The sequence below is a fragment of the Paenibacillus sp. Paensp38 genome (genome assembly GCF_059491915.1).
Genome location: NZ_CP168516.1, coordinates 4,241,250 through 4,266,146, shown reverse-complemented (window position 1 = coordinate 4,266,146; position 24,897 = coordinate 4,241,250). Strand labels below are relative to the sequence as shown.

Sequence of the window (24,897 nt, the reverse complement as noted above, 5' to 3'; positions counted from 1 at the left end):
GTTTTCGCATATGGCTGAAAGAGGAGTGCATCGCTATGCCAACCCGAGCAGTTCGCTGGTTCCGGGCGCTGACGGCCCCGTATCGACGTAGCATTCAGCTCAAGCTGATCTTGACGATGGTTGTTTTGTCTGTGCTGCCGGTCATTGCTGTCACGGTGCTGGCTGCGGAGAAAAGCAGAGCTTCCATGGAAACGGAAGTGGTAGAGACGAACATGTCCAATATGAAATGGACGGGGATCTATATCAGCGATCAGCTAGATCGTCTGAATCATCTGATTTACAGCATTCAGATCAGTCCTGATCTGAGCGATTATTTGAATGAGCGCGAGCCTGACAATCTTTCAAGCCAATTTAATGCCCAGCGAAAAATGCTGAATACGATGGCGAATGTGTATTATTCGGCCGGAAGTCATGTGATCGGCATCCAGCTTTATTCGAAGCAATCGCAAACCTTGTTTACCTTCAATAGCATGCAAAATGAAATTACGACGGTGAGCGGTATTCCCCCACAGTATGCCGAGATGTGGCAAGCGAATAAGGATTATTTGATTCGCCCAAGCTCTACTGACCCGGAACGCTTTACTCTGACGCGCAGTATTCGGCGTTTTGAAGACCAAAAGCAGACGGGAGCTATTTCTTTGGATGTATTGTGGTCTCAATTCGATCAGACGCTGGGCCTGCTGGGACGAGGGGATCAGCATCAAGTGTTGATTACAGATGCAGATGGCAGGGTTATGTATCCAGCACAGGCTCTTCAGTCGCCTCCTCCTGCAGGAGTGCTGACAGCTCTGCGTGACGTTAAGCCGGGCCCCGGGATGATTCAAACTGCTGAACATTATGTGTTCTATAATGATCTGGATGTAGTTGGGCTGAAGCTGGTCAAAATCGTACCCACTTCCTCCATTAACCACAGCGCCTTTTCAACCATGCTGTATGGTATCATCGTCGGCGTGATTTCAATCCTGGTTTCCATCTGCATTGCCGTTTTCATCGCATGGCGGACTGCACGTCCGATTGTTCATTTGGCACGTTCCGTACAGGAGCTGGATATGATCAAAGGGCCGGTTGGACAGCCAAGTACACGTCCGGATGAGATAGGACTGCTGGAAAGAAGTCTGCATGGGATGGCAGGCCGAATCCGCGAGCATATCCAGACAGAATACAGTATCAATTTGCAAAAAAAGACGGCTGAATTGAAAGCGCTCCAGGCACAGATTCATCCACATTTTCTGCAAAATACACTGCAAATGATCGGGAGTATGGTATTTTCTCAAAAGCCGGAGGACACCTATGAAGTTATTCGGTCGCTGAGTGAGATGTTCCGTTACGTGGTACGGGAGCCTCAGGATTTGGCCTCTTTACGCGCAGAGCTCGACCATGTAGGGCATTATATGCGCATCCAACAACGTCGATTTCCCCAAAGATTAGTGTTTCAGGTGGAGACGGAAGAACAGGCGATGGATATTCGTCTGCCTAAGCTATCGCTTCAGCCATTGTTAGAAAACGCGTTTCAGCACGGTCTTGACCGTAAGGCAGGGGCATGGCTAATGGGAATTCGAGTGGAGATTATGAGAGAAGATGTGTGTATTACGGTTTGCGATAATGGAAACGGCATGACCCCGGACAAGCTGGAAAAAGTACGGGCAAAGCTGGAAAACGCGTCGGAGGAACCGATCTGGGCGCAGGGTAGTCATATCGGATTGAGCAATGTGTCTTCACGCATACGGATGAATTTTGGAGTGCACTACGGAGTGATGATAGATAGTGAGCAGGGTGTTGGTACACGTGTTACCATCCGCATTCCATTCATCTCAGCAGAGGAGGGAAAAGTATGATCAGAGTATTAATTGTGGACGATGAGCCGTGGAATCGCGATATTCTGAAGACATTTGGCACATGGGAAAAACTCGGAATGTTGGTAGTGGGTGAGGCTGAGGACGGAGACGAGGCGTTCAGACTAGTCGGGGAGTTAGCTCCCCATATTGTGATTACGGATATGCACATGCCGGGTGCGGACGGAGTGGAGCTGCTGCAAGCGCTAAATAACCATTGTCCTGATGTAAAAATCATTGTCGTGAGCGGATATGATGACTTTGCGTATGCCAAACATGCCATCCGTTACAAGGCCGTCGATTATTTGTTAAAGCCAGTCAATCCTGCCGAGCTGAATGCAGTGTTGCTCAAATGCAAAAACGATCTGGAGGTCAAGGCTGCTGAACAGCAGCAAGAAGCGACGGAGCTGGATTATGAGTTTTTTCACAAGCTGACCCGGTATAAGCAACTGCTGCGTCTTTATTTTAATGAGTTGAACTGTGACGGGGTGAACCTAACCTGCAGACAGGTTATGCAGGAGCTGGAGAGTTATGGAGCGCCGAGTCCACCTATGCTGGGCAGGCTGGTGCAGGAGCTTCTTTCCCTGCTGAAAGAGCTGGCAGCGGATAACGGGCTGGATACTTCTACGGCAAAGGCAGGATTTCTACTGTCGCAGGATGCCGTATCCTCTGTAGAACATGCGCTGGAATTCGTATCGTCGTGCTATGTTCAGGAACTGGATCAGCTCATTCGGCAGCGGAAATACAAAAACAAGCTGAATTTAGAAGAGGTACGGCGATATATCGACAGTCACTTTGCTGGGCCGATTACACTGGAGCAGTTGGCGAAAAACTTTTTTGTGAGCAAGGAGTATATGAGCAAGGTATTTAAGCAGGAGTATGGTCAAAATGTAACGGACTATATTGTAGCGCGAAGAATGGAAAAGGCGCGAGAATGGCTGGTCAATAAACAGGTCTCAATTAAAGCAGTTGCGGAGATGGCAGGATATGAGGATGTGTCTTATTTCTATCGGGTATTTAAAAAGCATTTTGGCATGGCACCCGGTGAAATGAGGAAGGAAGTTTAAAAAAGTCCAATCCAATAAGCTAAGGGTGTCCAATGGCAGAAGTGACCTCCCATTCTATAATGAAAGCGTATACAAAACAAGTTGTACAAAGGAATTTGGCCTTTATGAAGTTCGCACAGAGCTGAATAGAGGTTGAAGACCGGCGGCATAGCTGCTTTGAATAACAACTGATTTGTCGGTGGGTAGCAGTTATTTTCAAAATAGGGGAGGTCATTTTTTATGAAAATGTGGAAAGGTGTATTGAGCACAATGCTGGTTGGCACGTTATTGGCCGGGTGTGGAGCGAATTCTTCAGGCAGTGACAGCAGCGGTTCCGGTGGAGACGGCAAAACGGTGAATCTCAAAATGTTTATTGCTCAGCCCCGTTTGAAGGAGCACTACGATAAATACATTAATGCGTTCGTAGCGAAAGAGAAGAAAGATAAAAATATCGACGTTACGGTTCAACTGGAGATGCCGCCTGCGGACAACGCTGCACAAATTTTGAAGACAAGACTCGCATCCAACGATGCGCCGGACGTATTTGCATTGCACGCGGTGAATGAAATCCCTCCGTTTTATAAAGCGGGCTATTTGGAGGATTTGTCCGGTCAGCCTTTTGTTAACAAATTGATGGATAGTGTGAAGCCTTCGGTAACAACCAAAGACGGAAAGGTCGTAGCGGTTCCTTTGGAGACGATCTCATGGGGCTACTTGTACAATAAAAAGATATTTAAGGATTTGGATTTGCAGCCGCCGGGAACGTTAACCGAAATGAAGGCAGTGGTCGAGAAGCTGAAAGCGAATAATGTGAAACCGTTCCTGTTGTCCTACAAGGAATCCTGGATTCCACAGCTGTTCGTGCCGCTGACAGCGGGTGCGATGATGAACACACAGAATAAGGATTTTATCGACCGGATGAATCAGGATAAAGGCTCTTTTTCCGAAATGAAAAGCATGTTCGATATTATTGATCTGGTGAATAGTAACGGTACGGACAAGGCGCTGGAAATCGGTGGGGATGATGGATCGGCTGCGTTTGCCTCGGGTAAAGCGGCGATGTGGATTCAGGGACCGTGGTTTGCAGAAACGATTTTAAAATCGGATCCGAAGATGGATTTTGGGGTAGCACCGCTGCCGATCAATGACGATCCCAATGCGACACTGATTAATTTGTCCACTTCGACTTCGCTGGCTGTATCCTCTACAAGCAAGAATAAGGAGGTTGCGCTCGATTTTGTTAACTATGTGCTGGATGACAAGGATTCCAGTGCGTTCTATGAAGCATTGAAATTTAACCCGATCTCCAAAGTGCATACGTTTAAAAGCTATCCTTGGGTTAATGACGCTACCGAATACGTAAAAGCAGGCAAGTCGTACCAAGATCCATCGATCCCGCAAGCGGTCAAGGACGAGGCAGGCAAATCGCTACAATCCTATTATGCGGGTCAGCTCTCGCAGGATGATGTCATTAAGGCGCTGGATAAGGCATGGAAATCGTATAACAAAGTGAACAAGTAACGGTAACCTACAGAATTACACCAGGAGGGAGAGACTCCATGCCTTTTAAAATCTATAAAAAATACGTCATGCTACTGGCGTTTACAGCCCCGGCGCTGATCTTTTATGCCATCTTCCTGCTCATTCCAACGATCAGCGGCATGTACTACAGCTTTACAGACTGGAACGGATTGAATCCCAATTACAGCTTTATCGGCTTGGGGAACTTTGTGGAATCGTTGAAAGAAGACCCCGATTTTCTCAATTCCCTTTGGTTTACCCTTAAATACGTATTCGTCATGATTGTGCTGCAAAATGTACTGGCGCTGGCACTGGCAGTGTTGATTGAGTCGCGTACACGTACCAAAGGATTTTTCCGGACGATATTTTTTATGCCCAATATGATCAGTACCATTATTAGCGCATTTATGTGGACATTCGTTTTTTCCTCCGTGCTGCCACAGATCGCCGAAAAGACGGCTATCGCCTTTTTGGGCCAATCGTGGCTGGGCGATCCGAAAGTATCTTTCTTCGCTATTATTATCGTGTCGCTCTGGAATGGCGTCGGTTATATGATGATCATCTATCTGGCTGCGCTTCAAGGTGTACCACAAAGCTTGAAGGAAGCTGCGATTATTGACGGGGCGAACGCATTTCAGACATTGCGAAGTGTGACGATGCCGATGATTACTCATGCGATTACGATCTGTTTCTTCCTGACGCTGAATGGTGCCTTCAAGGTGTATGAGGTCGTATACGGCTTGACTGGCGGGGGTCCGGGACGCAGTACACAGGTGATTACGATGAACATTTATGAGGAGGCGTTCTCCAACAACTTCCGTTATGGTTATGCGAGCGCCAAATCTGTTATTTTGTTCGCGATTGTTCTCATTTTCACCCTGATTCAGCTGCGTGTCATGAAGAAGAGGGAGGTGGAGGCATGAGGTTGAAGAAAGCCAATTCCTTGCTGATTACGCTGATTTTGTGCGTGGGCGCAGTCGTGTCCTTCTTCCCGATCTACATGGCGGTAATTAATTCGTTTAAAACACAGGGTGAGATGTTTGCATCCTTTACAGCGCTGCCGACAAAGCTTCATTTTGAAAATTACAGTCAGGCTTTTCATCAGACTCATTTGCTAAACAGCGCTCTGAATTCCACGATTATTTCTTTTATCGGCATTGGTGGCATTGTGATCTGTTCGGCGCTGGCAGGCTACAAGCTGTCTCGTACACAGGGGAAACTGAGCAGTGCGATTTTCTTCCTGTTTGTCGCGTCGATGCTGGTGCCGTTTCACTCCATTATGATACCGCTTACACGAATGGCAAAAGATTTGTCCGTTCAGGGTAGTACGTACGGTTTGGCCCTGATCTATATCGGCTTGGGTGTGAATATGGCGATCTTTTTGTATCATGGATTTGTCAAATCCATCCCGCGTGAGCTGGAAGAATCCGCGCAAATGGACGGTTGTAATGAGTTTCAGACGTTCTTTCGCATTATATTTCCTTTGCTGCTGCCGATTACAGTTACTATCGCGATTTTGGATTTTTTGTGGATTTGGAATGACTTTTTGCTTCCATTGTTGATGCTGACGGATGTGAACCATTACACCCTGATTCTCTCGACCAATATGCTGTTTGGAGAGTACAACAAGGAATGGTCACTTATCCTGGCCGCACTCGTGCTGACCTCCATCCCGGTTATCCTGATCTATGCATTCTTTCAGAAATTCATTATGGAAGGAATCGCGGAGGGAGCGGTTAAGGGATAAGGTGGAGATGTGGGTAGGCGGATCATACTTCCCATCATCCCCATGACATAAATACCAAAGCCTTCCTATAATTAAGGAAGGCTTTTGTTTTGGAACGACGCACATCCAACGTTACTTCGAGAAAATACTTATAATAAAAAATAAAAGCGAAATGATGATCAAAGTTAGATATATACTAGAAACCCGTTTTCCGATTGTAGCTCCAAACTCTTTAGGATTTTTATATCCAATGATTAAACTGGGAATAAAAAAAATACTGGATAGATAAATGGTGTAGTGAAACCTAGTATTATCGACAGGATTGGACCATGCGGACAATCCAAAAAAGGAAAGCAACTGGTCTCCCAATATGTAATCGCCAAATTCAAAAGAAACAGCCATGCCAAGAAGAGATAACAGCAGTGAAAGTGATCCCCAGCCTACTTTTTTTCTGTTTTTTCTCAACAATTCAAAGATAATTAGTAAAATTGCAATTGCTTGTATGCTGTATGTCAACATGATTGAAAACATAAAGTACCTCCTTGAACATCAGAATCAAATGATAAGATGTCAATTTCGGAAATAAGTGTACCATTTTATGGTATGTTTTCATATGCCTTTCAATATAGCGATCGTAAGATCAAATGGAACGCGAAGCGGCCTTAGCCATACAATATTTCATCTGAATGTAAAAGGAGATGATTATGTTGGCTACCTTCTCGGCCGCGCTTCAAGTAAAAAAGCGGATGGCCAAGCGAGTCTTAAAAATGTCCGGTGTCCACGGCATTGGCGTAGGATACAGGGACCCTGCCCATCCCAAAAAGGGAGCCGCTGTCATTGTGTACACGGACCGTTTAGCGTCGGCCTCTACTGGACTCCTGTCGGCCACCGCATTAGGAAAGAAAACGAACGTTCCAGTCCGAATTGTAAAGACTGGAAAGATCAGAGCCAATGCTACGGACTACAGAATGCGCATACGCCCGGTCATCGCCGGCTACAGTGTCGGGACGATTGAAGGCTCCGGTACAACCGGACTCATCGTTGCCCCAACTGGAGCGCCGGCTACACGTTATCTTTTTAGCAACAACCATGTCCTCAATCCCTCCAATACAGACAATCGGGAGGCTACAATTCAGCCAGGCGGAGCCGATGGGGGGACGGTTGCTCAGGATCGTATAGGACGGCTATATCGTTACGTACGCTTGAATCCCACCGGAACGAACCTGATTGATGGGGCGCTTTCGCTTCCGACCCGTAACAACCTGCTCAATCCGCGTTATGCCACAGTAGGAGCGATTCCGGGTCATGTGACCGCTTATCGCATAGGGGATAGGTTGAAGAAGGTAGGGCGTACGACCGGGCGGGTCAATGGCACGGTAGAGTCCGTCTATACGGACCTGCAAATCAATTATGGTGGAGAGTTGGGCTTACTGACCTTCGAAGATCAGACGGTTATTAGAGGTACGACTCCTGTATCACTACCCGGGGATTCTGGCTCTGTATGGCTCAGACAGTCTGATAATTATGCAGCTGCGGTTAATTATGCAGGCACGGCAGATGGTCGCTTATCCATAGCCTTTCCAGTGCAGTGGGCCATGCAGGTATTCAACACACGGGTAGCCCGCCCCAACGGGGCAGGCAGGGTGCTGAGGGTAGATACAGGATCTTCCCCTCGCTCCTATACTAGACAACTCACCAGTGAGGAACTGGCTCGCTTAAGACCAAGAACGACACGCATTAGACGGAGCTAAACGCCCTCCCGATGGAAAAATTGCCGCTGATCGTCCCGGTAAGGCGTCAAATTAAATGCTTTCCATAGGGCGGCTCACTTCGGAAGCATCACCTCCCCGGATTTCACCCCTGATTACAGAATTAATATAAGAAATCCGGGGTGGAGGCAATGAGAAGCACCAGCAGAAGTAATTCACGATCCCAATCATTTACGACGCAAATGATTCACGACACAGATGATTCACGGTACAAATCATTCACAATCTAAAACGTTAATGGCATGAAATGAATGCATAATGCATTCTAATCTGCCCCCTCAGCATATGCTTGGACTCCCACATCAGGGGCTGTAATGATGCTACTTGCCGAGGCCAAGCCCCGGATTTCCTGAGCGGTCAGGGCTCTGTTGTAAATGATCAGTTCATCTACTGCGCCGTTCAGATAGGGATCATCAAACTGGGATTTTCCAATATAGTTCCGGTCTGTCAGTCCAAGGCTGGAAGGATTCAGCGTCATGTTCGTGTTACGCGTCCCCTCTACACCGTCCACATACATCGTTCCAGTATTGCCTGACAAAGTCACGGCGACATGCTTCCAAACCCCTGTTGCTAGCTCCGGCGCATTCAACTGTTGTTCCTTTCCGTTCCCCGAGATAGTGATAGCGAAGCGCATACCAGTTCCCTCGGCCTTAGGTGTCAAAAACATATACCGATCCGTGCTTGCTCCAAAATCAAACAGGCGTGCCCAGCCATTATGCGTGTTCACTCGTACCCATGCGGCAATGGTAAAGTCATTGAGGCTGCTAACGATACCACCGGGCAGGCTAGCATAGGCGTCTGTACCGTTAAAGTGCAGGGCATTGCCTTTCCGTCCGGCTCCCCACGCGCCTCCATTTACACTGGCCTGCTGTCCATAACCTGACGAATCGGCTGCGGTAGATCCGGCCGTTTCGTCAAATTCATAACGGGCTATGATGTCTCCAGCGGGAGACGGATTACCTGTACTCGACTGAATACGGATATCATATTTGGCTGCCGTACCGATATTCAGTCTGACCGTGATCGCAGAGCTGTTAGCAGCCGTGACTGATCCGGTTTTTGTGCCGTCTACGAGCACGTCATACGTACCTGCCGCGAGTCCGGTCAAGCTCATAACGGTAGTATGAGTCGTGCCTGGGGTCATATTTTTCAGTGTCAGGCGCATGTTGTTCTTGGACTTGGACACGATGGCCAAGCTATATTGATCCCGGTTCAACTCCAGACTCAGCTTCTGGGTGATCAGATGCAGACGTTGGAATACGCCGTCTTTTGGAGTAACCGTATAGCTGTTATTGCTTTCTGTAACGTCACAGCCATAACCGAACAAACCGAATATGGGATCGACAGCAACATCCGAGCTTAGAATTTTAATGGCTCCAAACAGCCCTAGATCGGCTTCCCCGGACATGCCACGCCATCCGTTAAAGAGAGGGCCGCCGTCCAGACCGAGTGCGCCATAATTGCCTTTGCCCGCCTGATATGTCCACGATACCGCCCCGATATTGGCAGGATCAGAGCTGATCTGTCCCGAGTTAATCGCCCCGATGTTCGCCAGCTTGGCGGCATAGGATAGACGCTGATCCACTTCAGGCTTGGACGAATAACGACGTGTCCAGTCATCCATCGCATAGCCGGCCAGTGAGGTCGTGTACTGGAAGTTCCACCAATTCTCTCCGGTAATGGTGACCGGATCGGCGTAATAGTACCAGACAGGCATATGACCGCGTGCAGCACGCGTTTTGGCGTTGATTTTGCTCATCATCGTCGTGTTGTTGTTCATTTTGGCGAGTGTATATACGGCTTCTTCGCCTGTATTGTCATAGTTATACTCAGAGCCATAAGGATAGGTGGTATTCTTGAAATTGTTGTACTTGGTAGCCATTTTGGCAATCAGGTCGTTAGCCTCGGTGGTCAAGCCTTCTTCCTGAAGCGCTTTAATAATATCAGGTGTAGTTAGCTCACCCATGAGTCCCGTGTTCCAGTTATAGGCAACAGGGCCTTCATACAACGCTTTAAAAATATGATAAGCACGTAGCAAATATGTGTTTTTGCTATTGCGATAGCTGATCAGGTTGGGATACAGCTTGGCAAGTTTATACATGCTAAAAAACGTATTATAAATGTGCGGATAGGCATAGCCCCGGTACGTTGGTGTCGTATTAGGCTGCGGCATCAGGAAATCAGGAACCAGATAATCGCTATGATGGCCTTCCATCAAATTCGTCCAGATGGCCACTTCCAAATAATCATCGACTGCCTTGATCTCAGATGCCACGGGCTTCTGAACGTTTTTCTCCGCCAGAAACTGACCGTGAGTTAGCCCCCAATCGTCACCCCAGCCCCAGTAACCAGCAAAGCTGTTGCGTTTGGCCTTGTACTGCATCATCCAGTCATCAAAGACCTTATCCCTCAGGTCGCCCGGAACGTTCCATTGGGTGCTGTTGACCATGAAGGTAGAGTGACGCTGAAGTGCAGCTTCGATTGGCTCGATGGCATAGAACTGGAGAACGGTTTTTTCGCCGTTACCATAGTTAACCGTAATATTGTTATGTCCCAGTCGTCCCAGTGTAAGTTCATATATTTTATGGTTTGTAGGGGCTGTTTCCAGATAGCTGATGGTCGTTTCCGACGGATATTGCGCGGTGACAGAGGTAATGGATTTGCTGGTATGCAGATCGAATTTAGCCTTGAGATTGGTTGGGAAGATCATACCCGGAACCACGGTCACATCCACATGTCCCTCACTGTACAGCCTGTCCTTTACGGCCTGCTCGTCCGCTACCTTGTAAAATTTAAAAGCATACGTTTTGCTTTCACCAGGAGCCAGCGACAGACTGGTGCTTCCAAGATAGCCACGGTTGGTGCTCTTGATGACATTGGAGTGGATATAGAACACATTCAGTCCTTCAGACCAGCCCCCTTGCTCCATAGCCCATGTGCTGCCGGGATGCTCCTCAGTTCTCCAATGGTCCTGATATTCGAGACCAGCCCCCGTTGAGGCATCAGGGATTAGTAGTACATACGGTCCGATGCCGCTAGGTCGTCCAGCGGTAATAAAGGAACTGTTATGGCCTACAAAGGAGTGTGAGAGTACTCTGGTTTCATAAATTTGTTCATTATTGCCACCGGACCAATACTCGTTAAACGGAAGTGGCAGTCCCCAATCTCCGATCTCCAGCGTTTGATTAGAGCTGTTCGTTACTTTCATTTGCCAGTGCAAATAATCGTTAACCAACGAATAAGTTTCATGTAAAATGAAATTACGTATTCCCTGATGGTTTGATGAATTCTGATAGGCTACCTGGACACTGTTTCCAGAAGAGGTGATCTGGCGCGCATCAGCAGAATTGCTTGTCCATGCCCGAGTCCACGCTCCGTTACCGAGACGATAGGTGAACATGAGTTCACCCAGCCATTGATGATCCGACGTATTCTGTTTAGGTGCGTTGGAGCTGTTCATAACATAGTTGGTATTAAAAGTGTCCCCTACCAGTCGCAAGGAAGAGAGATTCCCGTAATCTCCGATAGAGATGGAGAACACTTGATTAGATAGCTGTACTGCCATGCTATCAACCTCCTAACAAAGGTTCGTGAGCGTACTCACTACGTTAATATATGTGTGAGAAATACTTTTGCTACCTTTGTATGAGAATTGATAGAAAATAGATTCATATAGATATCCTAGAGGGCTCTCAATCGTGGAGGTAGAGATATAATGAAAAATAAAATGGAGTTGCCAAAGATTCCTGCGGATTTACCCGTATTAAATGAAGAAATGCGCTCCATACGATCCAAAGACGAACTCAGTATAGGGTCTGTAGAGGATATCATTTTGGACAATATGGAAGCGGTTAAGGTTTCATTAGAGAAGATGACTTTTAAAAATGTAACGATCATGGAATCGTCATTGCCGGAAAGTGAATGGACAGACGTTATTTTTGATAAATGCGATCTATCGAATGTTAATTTTTCAGGTTCCTTTATCCATCGGGTAGAGTTCAGAAACTGCAAATTGCTCGGAACGGATTTTTCCAGAAGCAGGCTCCAAAACGTTCGCTTTTCGAATTGCTTAGGGGATTATTCGATGTTCCGTTTTGCTAATTTCAAGCAAGTTGGTTTTGAGGATTGTTCTTTGATAAGTGCAGATCTGTATCATTTAACACTACAAAAAGCCTCTTTTGCCCGTTGCAATCTGGATCAAGCCACCCTGTCGGGGTCTAAGCTCAAGGGAATTGATCTCAGTGATTGCGAATTTGATGGATTACAAGTAGAGATAGAAGACTTGAATGGCTGCATCATCTCACCGCATCAGGCTTCATCCTTTGTGGGCCTTTTGGGGCTAGTAATTAAATAAGGGGATATATTCGAGTCATCCGCCGCAAATGACGAACGAGTCTCAGGCTACTCTTCATATTCTTCATATCGTTGCCGTCTTAACTTTCGAGCGCGTATATTTTTATCCAGCAGCTTTAATTGTCGTGCTATGGTATACCCTATCAGGTATGCAGCAGCAGAGGTGTTGCCATCGACCGTGAAGGGGATGATGGAAGCATCGGCAACGATTAAATTTTTGACTCCATGCACGTTACCTCTACGATCCACGACGCCTCCTCTATTTAATGGGGCCATGCGAAGAGAGCCTTGCTGGTGATGATTATGGCCAAAATTTTGCTTGATAAACTCCTCCAGGTTAGAGTCGTTGTCAATAACGTCAAGCGTAGGAGAAACGAGCTGATATGATGGATCAATGGCCGTCAGCTCTGCCGCTATGTTTTTGACATAATTTTTATATATGTTTTTCACCGCTTCCATGTCCTCGGGATTCGAGAGAAAGCCTTCATCTGCAAGCACGATTTTCAGAGGGTCGTTGTTTTGCAGTTTGATCGATCCCCGGCTTGCAGGGCGTAAGTAAATCAAACCTAAGGTAAGCATGCCTTCCGAACCTATACCTAGCATTTGAACCGCCCGACGATGGTCCTCCGTTCCATTGGGATCAGGCAAGAAGGCTCCACCCGTATATAGAGCACTTGGATCATTAGAAGGCAGTGCGCGATCCTTGGGATTGGTTGAGAAGGAGGCAAAGTTCAGAGTATGGTTACGCAGGCGTTTGCCTACATTGGGATTATTAAATACTACATGAATCCCTTTGTCTTTAAGCGATTTTTCAGGTCCGATTCCGGATAGCATTAATAACTGGGCGCTGTTAATGCCTGCTGAGACGATAACCTTCTTCCGCGCATAAGCTCGTGTACATATTCCTTCACGGAGGAATTCCACTCCTACAGCGCGCTTATTAGTAAAAAGAACGCGCAAAGTTGTTGATTTAAAGAAAACCCTCAACTTCCGGCCGTTTACGCCCTGTCCGGAAGAAGTCATGATGCCTGGCGAGAGAAAAGCGGTTGAAGAGCTTTCCCTGTGTCCATTTGGTTTTTGGAACAACTGCCATCGGGTAAAGGGACCAAGGGGAGTTTTAGGATCGTTATAATCGAGGATTTCCGGAAACCCTGTCGCACGTTCAATGGCCAAGGTTAGTTTTTGCGCCATAGACGTGGGATTTACGGGAGCTTGCCTGATATCAATCCGTCCGCTATATCCGTGAACCCTTGGATTATTCGTTTCTCCATTATATTTTTCTAGTTTTTTGAATCGGCGAATGGCTCTTCTAGGTGACCATAATGGGCCTAAAAGTTTTTCCCATTCTCTAAATACAGCCGAAGTAGGCCGTACATACTGCTCGCCGTTAATTGAAGAGCCACCGCCTAGCAGCCGTCCTGTGGTCCATTCGAATGACCGATCGTCTACTCCATTTTGTGGAATGCCTTCCCCTTGCCAAAAGTATTCAGGGAAAAATTGTTCCTCCAGCTCCGGGGCAAAGGTAGAGTCCCTAATGGGTTTATCTTTATCGTTATTTTCCCCTGCTTCCAGCACAAGAACCGATGTTTGCTTATCATCCGTAAGGGTTTTCGCTATTACAGCACCCGCAGGACCTGTTCCTACGACAATATAATCAAAGATTAATTTGTTTTTCATAAAGCTCTCCTTTTAGATAAATGGGCTAATGTAGAATATTAATCTGTTTTGTCCTATGTTCCGCCCATAACAAAAAAAGACCCGCCAAAGCGGATCTTTGCATTTATTGATAGCTTACTTTTTCTTAATAACCGGCCGTACAGGCTTCGTTGTCAAGACATTAAGCGCGTCACGCACTTCTGTGGCGAAAACAAGCGGTTTTTCTACTTTTTCGAAGTGGATGTACCAGAGATTGGGGTTATCAAATAGCCAGTGATTGTGCAGTGCCGTCACTTTGATATCGTGTTTACGAAGTCGAGAAATAAACGGATTAATTTCTGCGGTCAAAATCACGGTTTCACCAAGACATAATCCTTTTCCGTTACGGCCAATACTTTCGAAAGAAAAAGCTTGGGGTATGGCAAGAAAGGATCTGGCCCTTTTCCCTAAAATGATCGGCTTGATGTTATTTCTGACTGTAGATGCAGTACAAACTCCGTTGATGATTTGAGGTGTTGCTTTTAATATAGCTGCAAACTGTCTACAAAGCGGACTAATTGCCATTTCTCTCACTCCAATTCTTTTAAGTTACTAGCATCATATGAAAAAGTAAGGGAATGGAAAGGGCAATTCTTCTTTATCGTTAGTCTAATTTGCTATATACAAAGCGCGAATGGAGTACCTTTTTAAAGCCTCAGCTTTGCTCCGTGATACTCATGTTTGATACTGTCCCATGCCTGGCGCAGACGGTTAAACCCTTCAATAATTTGTTGCTCCGATAGATGGGCAAAGATAAAGCAAGCTGATGGAGGTCCCGGTGTCAGTTGGTAATCAGCGGCATCACGCCATGTGACTCCGTAAAATCGTGCTGTCTGCATCAAATGATGATACTGGGCAGAATCATGCTTCCAGATGGCATAGGCATGTAGTCCGCAATTGTTCTGATGCCAGTGAAACAGTTCATTCAACTGCTGTATTTCCCGCTGGAACACGTCGTAGCGAGACCTGTATATGCGAGTCATCCGACGCACATGGCGAACGTAGTCGCCGCGCATCATAAAACGTGCCAGTGCGCGCTGTTCCAAGCGGGCAGGCGGCAGGGGATCGTATAGTCGTTTGGCAGCTGTCAGCGCTTGGGCTAATTCAACGGGCAGGATTGCAAACCCGAGCCGAAGGCTGCTGAACATGCTTTTGGAAAAGGAACCGACATAGATGACACATTCTGCGCAATCCAGTGCTTTTAACGGTTCAATGGGTCGTCCTGCCCAGCGGAATTCACTGTCATAATCGTCCTCAATGATCCACGCTCCCTTGGATGCTGCCCATTGCAAAATATGTTGACGTCGTGTTAATGGCAAAACTGCCCCGGTTGGAAACTGTCGTCCAGGTGTAACAAACAGCAATTTGGAATCCCAATCCTGTGGGACAATTCCGTGTTGATCCATTTCGGCAGCGAGTATCTGTCCGCCTGAGGCAGTAACTGCACGGTAGATGCCGGAATAACAAGGATTCTCCAATACAATTCGATCTTGTTCATGAATAAGCAACTGACTTAATAACGTGATTACTTCCATGGAACCACTGCATAATACGACTTGATCCGGGCTGGCCGTAATTCCGCGTGTTCTGCCAACATGATGGCAAATCGCTTCACGTAGCCATTCATCACCGCTCACTGGCGCAGTAGTTTCGTCAGCCGAGGGCTTTTGCAGATCTTTTCCAGCGGCAGTCAGTGCGCTTTTCCATGCGATCTGTGAATTGCCCTCCAATACAACTTCTCCTGCCTGAAAAGAAATCAAAGGCTGTTGTGCACGGTCTCTATCTGTAGCAGAAACAGGAGACGACTGTAAGTTTCGTTCCCTTTCGATCTGCATGATTCGTTGTCCCCATGCTGACAGCGTAGGGGATTTTTGCTTGGAAACGGGTGGATTCTGATTCTGCAGGCCGATTTGAGATGGGTTTGGTAGCACCGCTGTCTGTTGCATAACAAAGGTTCCTCTGCCTACTGCCGAGTCTACATATCCTTCTGCCAGCAGCATATCGTATGCTTCTTTAACACTCCCTCGCGAAATTCCATACATCACAGCCAGATCACGAGTGGAAGGCAGACGCGTACCACTCGCAAGGGAACCATTGAGGATTCCCTCACGAAGAGCATGATACAATGCCAAGTATTTTAGATGATATTTTTGAAGCGCGCGCTGATATGCAATCGTAATATCCATACTCTTCTCCTTCGATTGGGCCACTCACTTTCGTTCATATTGGGTCTTTTTATGAATCCATTTTCAACATAATCTGAAATGTATCATTGGTCAATAGATGGAGGGAGAGTTCTCTATGAGAAGGAAAGAATTTGCGGTGGCAGAACTAGAGGAAATAGAGCAGTTTCTAAGCGAGGTCAGTTTCGGATTTTTAGGCATGAACAGCGAGGATGGTTTTCCGCGTGTGGTTCCCTTGAATTTCGCTTATGGAAATGGCGTTTTTTATATTCATGGCAGCCGTGCTGGAGAAAAGATGGAACAGATGAAAGAGGATAATCGGGTTACTTTTTCAGCCGCCAAAGAATATGCGCTCATTCCATCTTATTTTACGGATGAACATATGGCATGTCCGGCGACTTCATTTTTTAAAAGCATTACCGTTCGTGGTCATGCGGAGCATGTAGTGGATTTGGAAGAAAAAGCATCGGCCTTTTCCATTTTTATGAGTAAGCTGCAACCGGAAGGCGGGTATGACACGATTGATGCTAGCGATTCTCGGTATGCCTCACGTTTGAAAGGGGTCGCTCTGATCAAAATTGTACCGGAGGATTGGACCGCCAAGTTTAAATTCGGTCAAAATGTCAAAGATCAGGAACGTCAGCAAATTATCGACGGCTTGCAACAACGGGGGCTGGATGATGATCTGACGACGATTGAGATGATGCGCAAATATTGTCCTCATCACTGAGCGTAATAAATTCCTGCTCGCTCACCGTCAGATTGGTTAATTATACCTTGTAGGGAGATGCCCTTGATTTTCCAAAACTTTCAGTCCTTCTGTATTAGGACTTTTGAAGGACAGGTATATATCATCCTCAAGCCCGTTGTTCTTACTGCAAAGGAACTTTATAATACGATAGATTTGTGGCGTAAGGGGGCAAGACCGTGATGGGAGCAGGAGTCAGAAGTCGGGAGAGTCGACGGTTGTTACTGGAAGCAGGGGCTGAAGAGTTCGCTCAGACGGGGTTTTATCAGACAAAGGTAAGTTCGATCGCGGCACGCGCAGGATTGACGCAGCCGGATTTTTATATTCATTTTGAAAGCAAGGAACAGATGTATGATGAGCTTGTGGAGAGCTTTCGTACTTTGGTGAATGAAACGGTTCAAAGCATGAAGATAGGTCCGGATCAAAGCGAAGCTGAAATTTTGCAACGGGGACAAGTGTTTCTGGAGGCTATTTTTCGCGTGTTGTCTAACAATCCGGCGATCACCCGTGTCGGATTTTACCAGGCGGCAGACTCGGTGCGCATTAAGGCAGAAATGGCCGAGCATATCAAAAAGCATCTGCTGGCTGCGCAACGATGGGGCTCGTGCCGTGAGGAACTGGACCCTGAACTGATAGCAGAATGCGTGATCGGCTTGATTGAACGGCTGACGTTAACGAAATTGTTGCCTGGACGTGAAAGTCCGTCTGTACTTGCCAAGCAGGCACGAAACCTCCTCTATCACGGCATGCTCGGGTCCGAAGAATAACAGGACTATACAATACCAAACCTAGATTTGGGCGGCAGGCGCGGCATTTGTCCCTATCATGAATGATGGCATAAGCATAAGATGCTCTTGTAAACCATGAAGGGAGGAATCACCATGTCTGGAGTAGGCGCTGGTTATGGAGCTTTTACATCTACAGGAGCGATTCTGGTACTTTTCATTCTGCTCGTTATTATTTCCAAAGCATTCGTCATCTAATTCGTAGCTCATGAATCTGATTTCGGGCGATTTGTTGTAATCGACAGAGGGAGGAGGAACTTAAGATGGGTGAAGTAGAAAGAGGTTGCGGTGGTGGCGGCTACAACATGTTTACTTCCACTGGTGTTATTCTGGTACTCTTCATTTTGCTGGTTATCATCACACGTACCATTTTCATCTAAAGCTATATTCATGGGCTTGAGCGCCGATGCTTCGGGTCTATGACCGTGCTAGTCAAAACAGGAACCGTCTCCAATAGAGGCGGTTTCTTTTTATATCAAAGTTTACGTTGACGTTAACGTTATATAGGCGTAGTATTTATATATAATCTTTTTCATAAGGTGGGTGTCATGGTTACGTATAAAATTGATGAGGTCGCCAAGCAAAGTGGTCTGACGAAGCGAACTATTCGTTATTATGAGGAGATCGGATTATTGCCCTCCCCGCAACGCAGTGAAGGAAATATGCGCCTGTATACGCAGGAGGATGTGGATTTACTAAAAAAAATAGTGAGTGCCAAGGAAGTACTTGGATTCTCCTTGCAAGAGCTTCAGCGTTACATGTCCGCAGCGGAAATGCTCAAGGGTCAGCGGGAGGAATATCGCGAGCGAACGGAGCATTTGCAACCGAACGAGCGACGGGCCATGTTGGAGGATATGGAAGGTACACTGAACGAACAGTTGGAATTAATGGAGGGAAAAATCAACAGCATCCGTTTGCTCCAGACTGAGTTGGAGGAGTTGCGGGTCAGGGTTCGTGAACGCAAAACCCTTTTGGATGAGGAACTTGATCACAACCCATCATAACAAGAACATTTACATTCAGATGTGGAGGTAACATCATAATATGAGTTCACAACATGCATTACCTGAAGAGCTAAAAGAACGCTCAGGCTTGCTGTCTCAACCTAAAGCGGTATGGGCGGTCGCCTTTGCTTGTGTTATTTCATTTATGGGCCTGGGATTGGTCGATCCGATTCTTCCGGCCATTGCCGATCAGCTTCATGCTACGAAAAGCCAAGTGTCATTGCTGTTCACCAGCTATAACCTGGTAACAGGCGTTGCGATGCTGATTACGGGCGTCGTATCTAGTCGATTGGGTGTCAAATGGACGTTACTAACCGGGATTTTGTTTATTATTGTGTTTGCTGGACTTGGCGGCACGGCCAATACAGTTGGCGGAATTGTGGGCTACCGGGCAGGCTGGGGCTTGGGGAACGCTTTGTTTATCGCAACAGCGTTATCTGCGATTGTAGGTCTGTCTACTTCTGGAACAGCTAAAGCAATTATTTTGTATGAAGCGGCCTTGGGCCTCGGGATTTCAGTGGGTCCGCTGCTGGGCGGTGAGTTAGGCTCCATTTCCTGGCGTGGTCCGTTTTTCGGTGTAGCCGGGCTAATGGTCGTGGGATTTTTGTTCATTACGTTTATGCTGCCTTCGATTCCAAAGCCCAAAAAACGCGGTTCCATTGCCGATCCGTTCAAAGCGCTTAGTTATCCAGCTTTACTCACGCTCGGTATTGTAGCGTTGTTATATAACTTTGGATTTTTTACGTTGATGGCGTATTCTCCATATGTAATGCATCTGGACGAGCATGGTTTGGGTTATGTATTTTTTGGCTGGGGAATTATGCTAGCCTTTACCTCGGTGTTTGTAGCACCAAAGATTCAAGCACGCTTGAGCGTGGTATCTTCCATTAGTATCATGCTGACGCTATTTGCCATTGATTTAGGTGTTATGGCGATTGGGACGGTAGCTGGCTCGCCAACGACTGTCATTGTCGCCGTCATTGTAGCTGGTATTTTTCTGGGGATTAACAATACATTGATTACAACTGCTGTTATGCAGGCTGCTCCAGTGGAGCGCTCGACAGCATCTGCGGCCTACAGCTTCATGCGTTTTTTGGGTGGGGCCATTTCGCCGTGGCTTGCAGGGAAGCTGTCAGAGTGGTACTCAGCAGAAACCCCGTTTTATTTTGGAGCATTTATGGTACTGATTGGTGTAGCTGTGCTGATCGTACGTCGTCGACATATGCAGGATATTCAGGTGGATGCACACTAATATCGAACTTCTGAGGAGGAAAAGAGTATGAACGAATACAAACATATTCTGGTCGCGATTGATGGTTCGGAACACGCGATGAAGGCGTTGGAGACAGCCAAAACGTTGTCTAAACAGCTTCAGGGGAATCCGCATCTGACTGTATTGCATGTAAACCCAGCTCTATCCATGAATGAGCCCCCGATTGGGGTGGATGTGGATGAACGGATCGAAGAGGAGGGGCGTCATATCTTAGAACCTGCATCCGACTATTTAAAGAACGCGGACATCCCTTGCCGTATGCTAGCGGGTCATGGTAATCCAGCGAGTATCATTTGTGAAATTGCAGATCAGGAAAAGGTGGATCTGATCATTATGGGAACACGGGGAAAAGGACTTGTTTCTGAAATGATACTGGGCAGCGTGAGCCATCATGTGATTCAGCATGCACCTTGTCCGGTGCTGACGGTAAAATAGATGGTAAAAGAGACGCTAATATAGAGAAAAGGAGGAAAAAGCATGCAGCAGCATTTATTTATTGGAGGAGAATGGAAGGTAGCTTCAACGTACACGACGTTGAAATCACCGTATTCCGGGGAAATCATTGCTGAGGTGGCAGAGGCCACGCCAGAAGATGTCAAGGCTGCTATTCAGGCGGCCTCTGATGCACGCTCGGAGATGCGGGCCATGCCTGCGCACCAGCGGTCAGCCATTTTGGAGAAGCTGGCTGACCTGCTGGAAGAGCGGCGTGAGGATGCAGCGCGCATCATTGCACGCGAAGCGTCAAAACCATGGAAAGCTGCGCTGGCGGAGGTTGACCGGACGGTGCAAACCTACAAGTTCGCAGCTGAAGAAGCCAAACGGATTCACGGGGAAACCATTCCGCTGGATGCCGCACCGGGCGGCGAGGGCCGTATGGCCTACACGCTCAAAGAACCTGTCGGAGTAGTAGGAGCTATTACACCATTTAACTTTCCGATGAATCTGGTCGCTCATAAAGTGGGTCCCGCGCTGGCAGCAGGCAATACAGTCGTATTAAAGCCTGCGGAGCAGACGCCGTTGTCGGCTTACTTGATTGCGGAGCTGCTGGAGCAGGCTGGATTGCCTGCGGGCGCTCTTAACGTGATCAGCGGCGATGGTAAAACCAATGGCGACGTACTTGTCACTGATCCGCGCGTCAGCTATATCACCTTTACCGGTAGCCCGGCGGTCGGTACAGAAATTCGCTCCAAGGCTGGCTTGAAGCGGGTGACGCTGGAGCTGGGTTCCAACGCGGCCGTTATTATCGACCGTGATACGGATGTGGACGGGGTCATCGACCGTTGTGTGAGTGGAGCCTTTGCCAATCAAGGGCAGGTGTGCATATCAGTTCAACGTATTTACGTTGTCGATGAACTGTATGATACCTTTGTATCCCGGTTTATAGAAGCAACTCAACGTTTAAAAATGGGAGATCCGCTAGAGCCGGACACGGATGTATCCGCGCTTATTTCAGCCAAGGATGTCGAACGTGTCCGTGAATGGCTGGAAGAAGCGGTTCAAGCAGGTGCGAGAATCGCTCTGGGTGGCCAAGCCAAGGGAGGTATTTTGGAGCCGACGGTTTTGCTTAATGTGGACCCGACTTCCAAGGTGTCCTGTCGTGAAGTGTTTGCCCCGCTTGTGCTGATTCATTCTGTTAGCTCTATAGATGAAGCCGTAAACCATGTGAATGATTCGATCTATGGCCTGCAGGCGGGAATTTACACACGTAATATCACGACTGCGCTGGATGCAGCAGACAAGCTTGAGGTTGGCGGCGTGGTGATCAATGACATTCCAAGCTTCCGTGTCGACCATATGCCGTATGGTGGTGTGAAGCAAAGTGGCACCGGACGCGAAGGCGTAAAGTATGCCATGGAAGAAATGCTGGAAACAAAGCTGATCGTTATTAAACGGTAGTAGTTATATAAAAGCCTATCTGATGGACATAGATAATACGTTTTGCGTATGTCTGTTCATTAGATAGGCTTTTTTGGCACCTTCTACGTGATTGTCAGATGAAAATAAAGTGTTTTCTTAGTGCTAGATTAAGATAAGGCTCTTTTAAATCACTACTGCTACCCGCGTATGTTCTTTAATTAATATTTAAAAATGGAATATAATGAAGGATGGTCGTAGCCCCAAAAAGACAATAACAAAATAGACCTAGCCAAATGATTTTTTAAATAAGGCAGTGCCTGAGAAGGGTTATGAAATTAAAGTATCAAAGATCTTTCAAGGCTAAACGTAAAATGAGGATGGTGCAGCAACCAGAGTAGGCTTAATCTCCCATGAGTTCTTCCCAAAAGGGAGCGACAAGCCACTAAACCCTTTGAAATTGCACGTTTCTCCTTGGAAGTTTACAGCAACAAGGAATTCACCCCAAAAAAGGTTGTTTTAGTTCATTCAAATGATTAAACTAACGGTTAACAGTAGGTTCAAGTAATCGATGAGATGAAGAGGGGGAAACCGAAATGAAGACGATCAAGTGCATGATGGACCACCTGTACTGGGCGGACGGACGCATCTTGGACGCGCTCGAGGAGAGTGAGACGAAGAACAAGGACCTTCTGAAGCTGGTTCGGCACGTCGCGGTCGCGGAACGAGTCTGGCTGTCCCGATTGCAGGGCAAGGGCAGCGCGCAATATTCGTTGTGGGAGGAAGCTGAAGACCTGTCGGCGATCCGGACGATGTTCGAAGAAAACGCCGAACAATATCGTGTCTATATCGAAGGGCTCGAGGAATCCGAGTTGGATGAGATGATCGACTATGCGAACCAGAGCGGGGTTCCGTTCCGAACGTCCGTCCGGGACAGCCTGTTGCAGGTCCTCTTACATGGACAATATCACCGGGGACAGATCAACCGGGCACTTCGGATCGAATCGGCAGAGCCTGCCCAAGTCGATTACATCACGTTCGCGAGGCTCTGAAAAGTTCCGCAATGAGAAGGAATGGAAACTTTCCAGGGCGGCTGGTTGATCTGTTCCTTCTTTGACTACCGTTTCTGAGGTTGTTGGTACTGTTTCATTGGTAGATGTATCTGTTGTTTCCTGCTTTCCACAACCAGCAAACACACTTACACTTACGGAAAGTATAAGAATAGAAAAAATTTGAGCAGGTTTGTTCATATTAGGTTCACACATCCTTTCTCTATCTATAAAACGAATATTATTTTTTATGAGGAGAAGATGTAATGAATTGACGAAAAGCCGACGAAAAGGAAAAGTATAGGATGTTTTACTACAGAAAAATGAATAAATAAATGAAATGACCTTCTCTAATTAAAGAAGGCCATTTTTTAATTCAGGAACCAATATTAAATGTAGCACTGCCTTTTGCTATAGGCGTTCTCGCTTGTAAGTCATTCAGTGGGTCTTTATACCTGGTTTGGAATTTTCGCATGAACGTTTTTGCATTTTGTCGGTTAGCTATGATGCTGCGTATCACGGTTCAAAAGTAGCTGTACATGATGAAATCACTGGTGTATATCTATGTAGGGTATCAAGCTGTGGTTATAGCATTTTTTTGAGCTGGGATATACGGGCTTGGGAAACCTCAAGTATTTTGGCATATTCGTGCTGTGCTGCATTGGGGTGCTTTTGCATTAATTCTTTTAGACTTTCGATCATCTGTTGTGTCGATCGCCGCAGACGTTTGGACTCTTTATTAGATCGTTGTGAGTTGGATAAAGCTGATTTGGCTGGTCTTAGGACTGGGCTGAAATTTACCCCCTTCTTTAAACTCTCAATACATTCCCCGCAAATAAAGCTGTCTCTAAAATAAGTTAATTGTTCTGTTGAACCACACATTTTACACGTCACCCCAGTATATTTTCGAAAGGCGAGAATACCGGTTTCCTCATCTGCAAAAATCTCAACAGGATCACCCACATTATAATCCATGGAAATTCGCATTTCTTTGGGAATAACGATACGGCCTAACGCATCTAGGGGACGTGTCATACCTGTACTTTTCAAATGATAACCTCCTTTTTTATATCCTTATAATACTAAATAGTTATGATAAAAAAGAATAGGCTTAGAGAAGCAATCGCATATATTTAGTAAACTGTTGAAAAGTATACAAGTAATTACCAATATGTGTTTATTTATTGAGGGGTGTGTGAGGGTAATTATAAAGAATTACCGATATATATTCATAAATAATATTCTAGTTGGCAATAAAATTTTTAGTAATACGGGATAAGGAGCAAGCTGTGGAGGCAATCGATTCCCATGCTGTATGAGGTGGCGTTTGGTGTGTAGAATTGGATGCAATATAAGGCGGTGCGGGTATGAACTCGATTAGCACGTGAAGGTCTTCAGACCGACCAGATTGTGGACGATATTATCAGCCATGTTGACGATTTTGGTTATGAGGCACAAATGCCCACGTTCTATTTTCTGTCCGGACTGACGGGCAATAAGAAGGTTGCCTCGCTGCTGTAAGGTAGTAGGAATCTTAATTTTGCACTCTTTACTATGAAAACTTATACTTATCGTTAAAGCTGACTTGAAGAGAAAATATAAGAATGAGGAGGGGAATAACCATGTACTCCATTAAAGAAGTTCAAATCAAGAGCGGATTGCCCGCATCTACCCTTCGTTATTATGAAAAAGAAGGCATATTACCTGATGTCGGTCGGGATGAAGGGGGAAGAAGGGTATATACCGAAAAACAAATCGATTGGATCAGGTTCCTTATGGCTATGAAAGATACAGGGATGACCATTGAAGAAATTAAGGCATACCTTGAGCTAAATGTAAAAGGAGAAGCCACAATCCAAGAGAGAAGAGATTTCCTTGTAGCCCACAAAAAGAAGGTGGAGGAACATGTGGCACAAACGCAGCACAATTTGGAGAAAATTATTCAAAAGATAGCTTTTTATGATCGTGTGGTTATGGGAAAAAGCCTCTCTTAGGTATCGTTTGATCTGTAAATAGTGGTTAAGTCAAATCGAATATATGGAGCCCCCAGCATATTTGA

The 24,897-nt window shown here is 46.5% G+C and carries 22 protein-coding genes; 16 read left to right on the top strand and 6 right to left on the bottom strand.

All coding sequences use genetic code 11. The features are described 5' to 3' along the window. Window positions 1-35: 35 nt before the first annotated feature. The 5 genes from ACEN8J_RS18905 to ACEN8J_RS18885 all read left to right on the top strand — a co-directional run bounded on the left by ACEN8J_RS18905 (window position 36) and on the right by ACEN8J_RS18885 (window position 6,146). Window positions 36-1,835 carry a sensor histidine kinase gene (locus ACEN8J_RS18905; protein ID WP_340931293.1) on the top strand — a complete coding sequence of 600 codons (1,800 nt, stop codon included), beginning with the start codon at window positions 36-38 and terminating at the stop codon, window positions 1,833-1,835. Further along, window positions 1,832-2,899, top strand: a complete 1,068-nt coding sequence (locus tag ACEN8J_RS18900) for a response regulator transcription factor (protein ID WP_341038686.1) — start codon at window positions 1,832-1,834, stop codon at window positions 2,897-2,899. Before ACEN8J_RS18905 ends, ACEN8J_RS18900 begins: the two co-directional genes overlap by 4 nt. Window positions 2,900-3,118: 219 nt before the next feature. After that, window positions 3,119-4,399, top strand: coding sequence for an ABC transporter substrate-binding protein (locus tag ACEN8J_RS18895; RefSeq protein WP_069010949.1), 1,281 nt, complete (start codon window positions 3,119-3,121; stop codon window positions 4,397-4,399). 38 nt (window positions 4,400-4,437) lie between these two features. Beyond that, on the top strand, window positions 4,438-5,322 hold the full coding sequence (locus ACEN8J_RS18890; protein ID WP_029515844.1) for a carbohydrate ABC transporter permease: 885 nt from the start codon (window positions 4,438-4,440) through the stop codon (window positions 5,320-5,322). Further along, window positions 5,319-6,146, top strand: a complete 828-nt coding sequence (locus ACEN8J_RS18885) for a carbohydrate ABC transporter permease (protein ID WP_029515843.1) — start codon at window positions 5,319-5,321, stop codon at window positions 6,144-6,146. The genes ACEN8J_RS18890 and ACEN8J_RS18885 overlap by 4 nt, the downstream gene beginning before the upstream one ends. Window positions 6,147-6,257: 111 nt before the next feature. Here the strand turns inward: ACEN8J_RS18885 and ACEN8J_RS18880 are convergent, their stop codons facing one another. Further along, window positions 6,258-6,656 carry a hypothetical protein gene (locus ACEN8J_RS18880; RefSeq protein ID WP_029515842.1) on the bottom strand — a complete coding sequence of 133 codons (399 nt, stop codon included), beginning with the start codon at window positions 6,654-6,656 and terminating at the stop codon, window positions 6,258-6,260. Between the two features lie 173 nt (window positions 6,657-6,829). Here ACEN8J_RS18880 and ACEN8J_RS18875 point away from each other — a divergent pair, with 173 nt between their 5' ends. Then, on the top strand, window positions 6,830-7,876 hold the full coding sequence (locus ACEN8J_RS18875; protein ID WP_318627591.1) for a hypothetical protein: 1,047 nt from the start codon (window positions 6,830-6,832) through the stop codon (window positions 7,874-7,876). A 283-nt stretch (window positions 7,877-8,159) separates the two neighbouring features. Here the strand turns inward: ACEN8J_RS18875 and ACEN8J_RS18870 are convergent, their stop codons facing one another. After that, window positions 8,160-11,459 carry a DUF5695 domain-containing protein gene (locus tag ACEN8J_RS18870; protein ID WP_495593847.1) on the bottom strand — a complete coding sequence of 1,100 codons (3,300 nt, stop codon included), beginning with the start codon at window positions 11,457-11,459 and terminating at the stop codon, window positions 8,160-8,162. Between the two features lie 150 nt (window positions 11,460-11,609). Here ACEN8J_RS18870 and ACEN8J_RS18865 point away from each other — a divergent pair, with 150 nt between their 5' ends. After that, the gene (locus tag ACEN8J_RS18865; protein ID WP_495593846.1) at window positions 11,610-12,248 is read left to right on the top strand and encodes a pentapeptide repeat-containing protein; all 639 of its coding nucleotides are present in this window, start codon (window positions 11,610-11,612) and stop codon (window positions 12,246-12,248) included. Window positions 12,249-12,295: 47 nt separating this feature from the next. On the opposite strand, the gene ACEN8J_RS18860 is transcribed toward ACEN8J_RS18865, so the two are convergent. The 3 genes from ACEN8J_RS18860 to pdxR form a co-directional block, all read right to left on the bottom strand. Continuing rightward, window positions 12,296-13,924, bottom strand: coding sequence for a GMC family oxidoreductase (locus ACEN8J_RS18860; RefSeq protein WP_029515838.1), 1,629 nt, complete (start codon window positions 13,922-13,924; stop codon window positions 12,296-12,298). A gap of 114 nt (window positions 13,925-14,038) precedes the next feature. Continuing rightward, complete coding sequence (locus ACEN8J_RS18855) at window positions 14,039-14,467, bottom strand: DUF1259 domain-containing protein (RefSeq protein WP_039270545.1); 429 nt, start codon at window positions 14,465-14,467, stop codon at window positions 14,039-14,041. A gap of 122 nt (window positions 14,468-14,589) precedes the next feature. Further along, a complete protein-coding gene (gene pdxR / locus ACEN8J_RS18850; RefSeq protein WP_069010954.1) occupies window positions 14,590-16,128 on the bottom strand; it encodes a MocR-like pyridoxine biosynthesis transcription factor PdxR in 1,539 nt (512 codons plus the stop codon). 115 nt (window positions 16,129-16,243) lie between these two features. On the opposite strand from pdxR, the gene ACEN8J_RS18845 reads away from it, so the two are divergent. From ACEN8J_RS18845 to ACEN8J_RS18810, 8 genes are all read left to right on the top strand, one after another. Further along, window positions 16,244-16,855 carry a pyridoxamine 5'-phosphate oxidase family protein gene (locus ACEN8J_RS18845; protein ID WP_069010955.1) on the top strand — a complete coding sequence of 204 codons (612 nt, stop codon included), beginning with the start codon at window positions 16,244-16,246 and terminating at the stop codon, window positions 16,853-16,855. Between the two features lie 200 nt (window positions 16,856-17,055). Next, the gene (locus ACEN8J_RS18840) at window positions 17,056-17,640 is read left to right on the top strand and encodes a TetR/AcrR family transcriptional regulator (RefSeq protein ID WP_069010956.1); all 585 of its coding nucleotides are present in this window, start codon (window positions 17,056-17,058) and stop codon (window positions 17,638-17,640) included. Window positions 17,641-17,754: 114 nt separating this feature from the next. Beyond that, window positions 17,755-17,856 carry a hypothetical protein gene (locus ACEN8J_RS18835; RefSeq protein ID WP_014599460.1) on the top strand — a complete coding sequence of 34 codons (102 nt, stop codon included), beginning with the start codon at window positions 17,755-17,757 and terminating at the stop codon, window positions 17,854-17,856. A 350-nt stretch (window positions 17,857-18,206) separates the two neighbouring features. Continuing rightward, on the top strand, window positions 18,207-18,662 hold the full coding sequence (locus ACEN8J_RS18830) for a MerR family transcriptional regulator (RefSeq protein ID WP_069010957.1): 456 nt from the start codon (window positions 18,207-18,209) through the stop codon (window positions 18,660-18,662). A 40-nt stretch (window positions 18,663-18,702) separates the two neighbouring features. Then, window positions 18,703-19,914, top strand: a complete 1,212-nt coding sequence (locus ACEN8J_RS18825; protein WP_495593845.1) for an MFS transporter — start codon at window positions 18,703-18,705, stop codon at window positions 19,912-19,914. Window positions 19,915-19,941: 27 nt separating this feature from the next. After that, window positions 19,942-20,370 (top strand): universal stress protein, encoded by a 429-nt coding sequence (locus ACEN8J_RS18820; RefSeq protein WP_069010959.1) that lies wholly within the window; start codon window positions 19,942-19,944, stop codon window positions 20,368-20,370. A 42-nt stretch (window positions 20,371-20,412) separates the two neighbouring features. Continuing rightward, window positions 20,413-21,831, top strand: coding sequence for an aldehyde dehydrogenase family protein (locus ACEN8J_RS18815; protein WP_495593844.1), 1,419 nt, complete (start codon window positions 20,413-20,415; stop codon window positions 21,829-21,831). Between the two features lie 554 nt (window positions 21,832-22,385). Next, a complete protein-coding gene (locus ACEN8J_RS18810) occupies window positions 22,386-22,841 on the top strand; it encodes a DinB family protein (protein ID WP_029515829.1) in 456 nt (151 codons plus the stop codon). A gap of 582 nt (window positions 22,842-23,423) precedes the next feature. Here ACEN8J_RS18810 and ACEN8J_RS18805 read toward each other — a convergent pair. Continuing rightward, the gene (locus tag ACEN8J_RS18805) at window positions 23,424-23,888 is read right to left on the bottom strand and encodes an AbrB/MazE/SpoVT family DNA-binding domain-containing protein (RefSeq protein WP_029515828.1); all 465 of its coding nucleotides are present in this window, start codon (window positions 23,886-23,888) and stop codon (window positions 23,424-23,426) included. Window positions 23,889-24,460: 572 nt separating this feature from the next. Here ACEN8J_RS18805 and ACEN8J_RS18800 point away from each other — a divergent pair. Further along, window positions 24,461-24,832 carry a MerR family transcriptional regulator gene (locus tag ACEN8J_RS18800; RefSeq protein ID WP_029515827.1) on the top strand — a complete coding sequence of 124 codons (372 nt, stop codon included), beginning with the start codon at window positions 24,461-24,463 and terminating at the stop codon, window positions 24,830-24,832. The last annotated feature ends 65 nt before the right edge of the window (window positions 24,833-24,897 follow it).

Excerpts from the sequence above, each read along its gene's own strand:
- ACEN8J_RS18880 (WP_029515842.1), bottom strand. The coding sequence starts at position 6,656 with ATGTTTTCAATCATGTTGACATACAGCATACAAGCAATTGCAATTTTA.
- ACEN8J_RS18900 (WP_341038686.1), top strand. The coding sequence starts at position 1,832 with ATGATCAGAGTATTAATTGTGGACGATGAGCCGTGGAATCGCGATATT.
- ACEN8J_RS18820 (WP_069010959.1), top strand. The coding sequence starts at position 19,942 with ATGAACGAATACAAACATATTCTGGTCGCGATTGATGGTTCGGAACAC.
- ACEN8J_RS18825 (WP_495593845.1), top strand. The coding sequence starts at position 18,703 with ATGAGTTCACAACATGCATTACCTGAAGAGCTAAAAGAACGCTCAGGC.
- ACEN8J_RS18855 (WP_039270545.1), bottom strand. The coding sequence starts at position 14,467 with ATGGCAATTAGTCCGCTTTGTAGACAGTTTGCAGCTATATTAAAAGCA.
- ACEN8J_RS18870 (WP_495593847.1), bottom strand. The coding sequence starts at position 11,459 with ATGGCAGTACAGCTATCTAATCAAGTGTTCTCCATCTCTATCGGAGAT.
- ACEN8J_RS18905 (WP_340931293.1), top strand. The coding sequence starts at position 36 with ATGCCAACCCGAGCAGTTCGCTGGTTCCGGGCGCTGACGGCCCCGTAT.
- ACEN8J_RS18840 (WP_069010956.1), top strand. The coding sequence starts at position 17,056 with ATGGGAGCAGGAGTCAGAAGTCGGGAGAGTCGACGGTTGTTACTGGAA.
- ACEN8J_RS18830 (WP_069010957.1), top strand. The coding sequence starts at position 18,207 with ATGGTTACGTATAAAATTGATGAGGTCGCCAAGCAAAGTGGTCTGACG.
- ACEN8J_RS18875 (WP_318627591.1), top strand. The coding sequence starts at position 6,830 with ATGTTGGCTACCTTCTCGGCCGCGCTTCAAGTAAAAAAGCGGATGGCC.
- ACEN8J_RS18810 (WP_029515829.1), top strand. The coding sequence starts at position 22,386 with ATGAAGACGATCAAGTGCATGATGGACCACCTGTACTGGGCGGACGGA.
- ACEN8J_RS18835 (WP_014599460.1), top strand. The coding sequence starts at position 17,755 with ATGTCTGGAGTAGGCGCTGGTTATGGAGCTTTTACATCTACAGGAGCG.
- pdxR (WP_069010954.1), bottom strand. The coding sequence starts at position 16,128 with ATGGATATTACGATTGCATATCAGCGCGCGCTTCAAAAATATCATCTA.
- ACEN8J_RS18890 (WP_029515844.1), top strand. The coding sequence starts at position 4,438 with ATGCCTTTTAAAATCTATAAAAAATACGTCATGCTACTGGCGTTTACA.
- ACEN8J_RS18885 (WP_029515843.1), top strand. The coding sequence starts at position 5,319 with ATGAGGTTGAAGAAAGCCAATTCCTTGCTGATTACGCTGATTTTGTGC.
- ACEN8J_RS18895 (WP_069010949.1), top strand. The coding sequence starts at position 3,119 with ATGAAAATGTGGAAAGGTGTATTGAGCACAATGCTGGTTGGCACGTTA.
- ACEN8J_RS18815 (WP_495593844.1), top strand. The coding sequence starts at position 20,413 with ATGCAGCAGCATTTATTTATTGGAGGAGAATGGAAGGTAGCTTCAACG.
- ACEN8J_RS18800 (WP_029515827.1), top strand. The coding sequence starts at position 24,461 with ATGTACTCCATTAAAGAAGTTCAAATCAAGAGCGGATTGCCCGCATCT.
- ACEN8J_RS18865 (WP_495593846.1), top strand. The coding sequence starts at position 11,610 with ATGAAAAATAAAATGGAGTTGCCAAAGATTCCTGCGGATTTACCCGTA.
- ACEN8J_RS18845 (WP_069010955.1), top strand. The coding sequence starts at position 16,244 with ATGAGAAGGAAAGAATTTGCGGTGGCAGAACTAGAGGAAATAGAGCAG.
- ACEN8J_RS18860 (WP_029515838.1), bottom strand. The coding sequence starts at position 13,924 with ATGAAAAACAAATTAATCTTTGATTATATTGTCGTAGGAACAGGTCCT.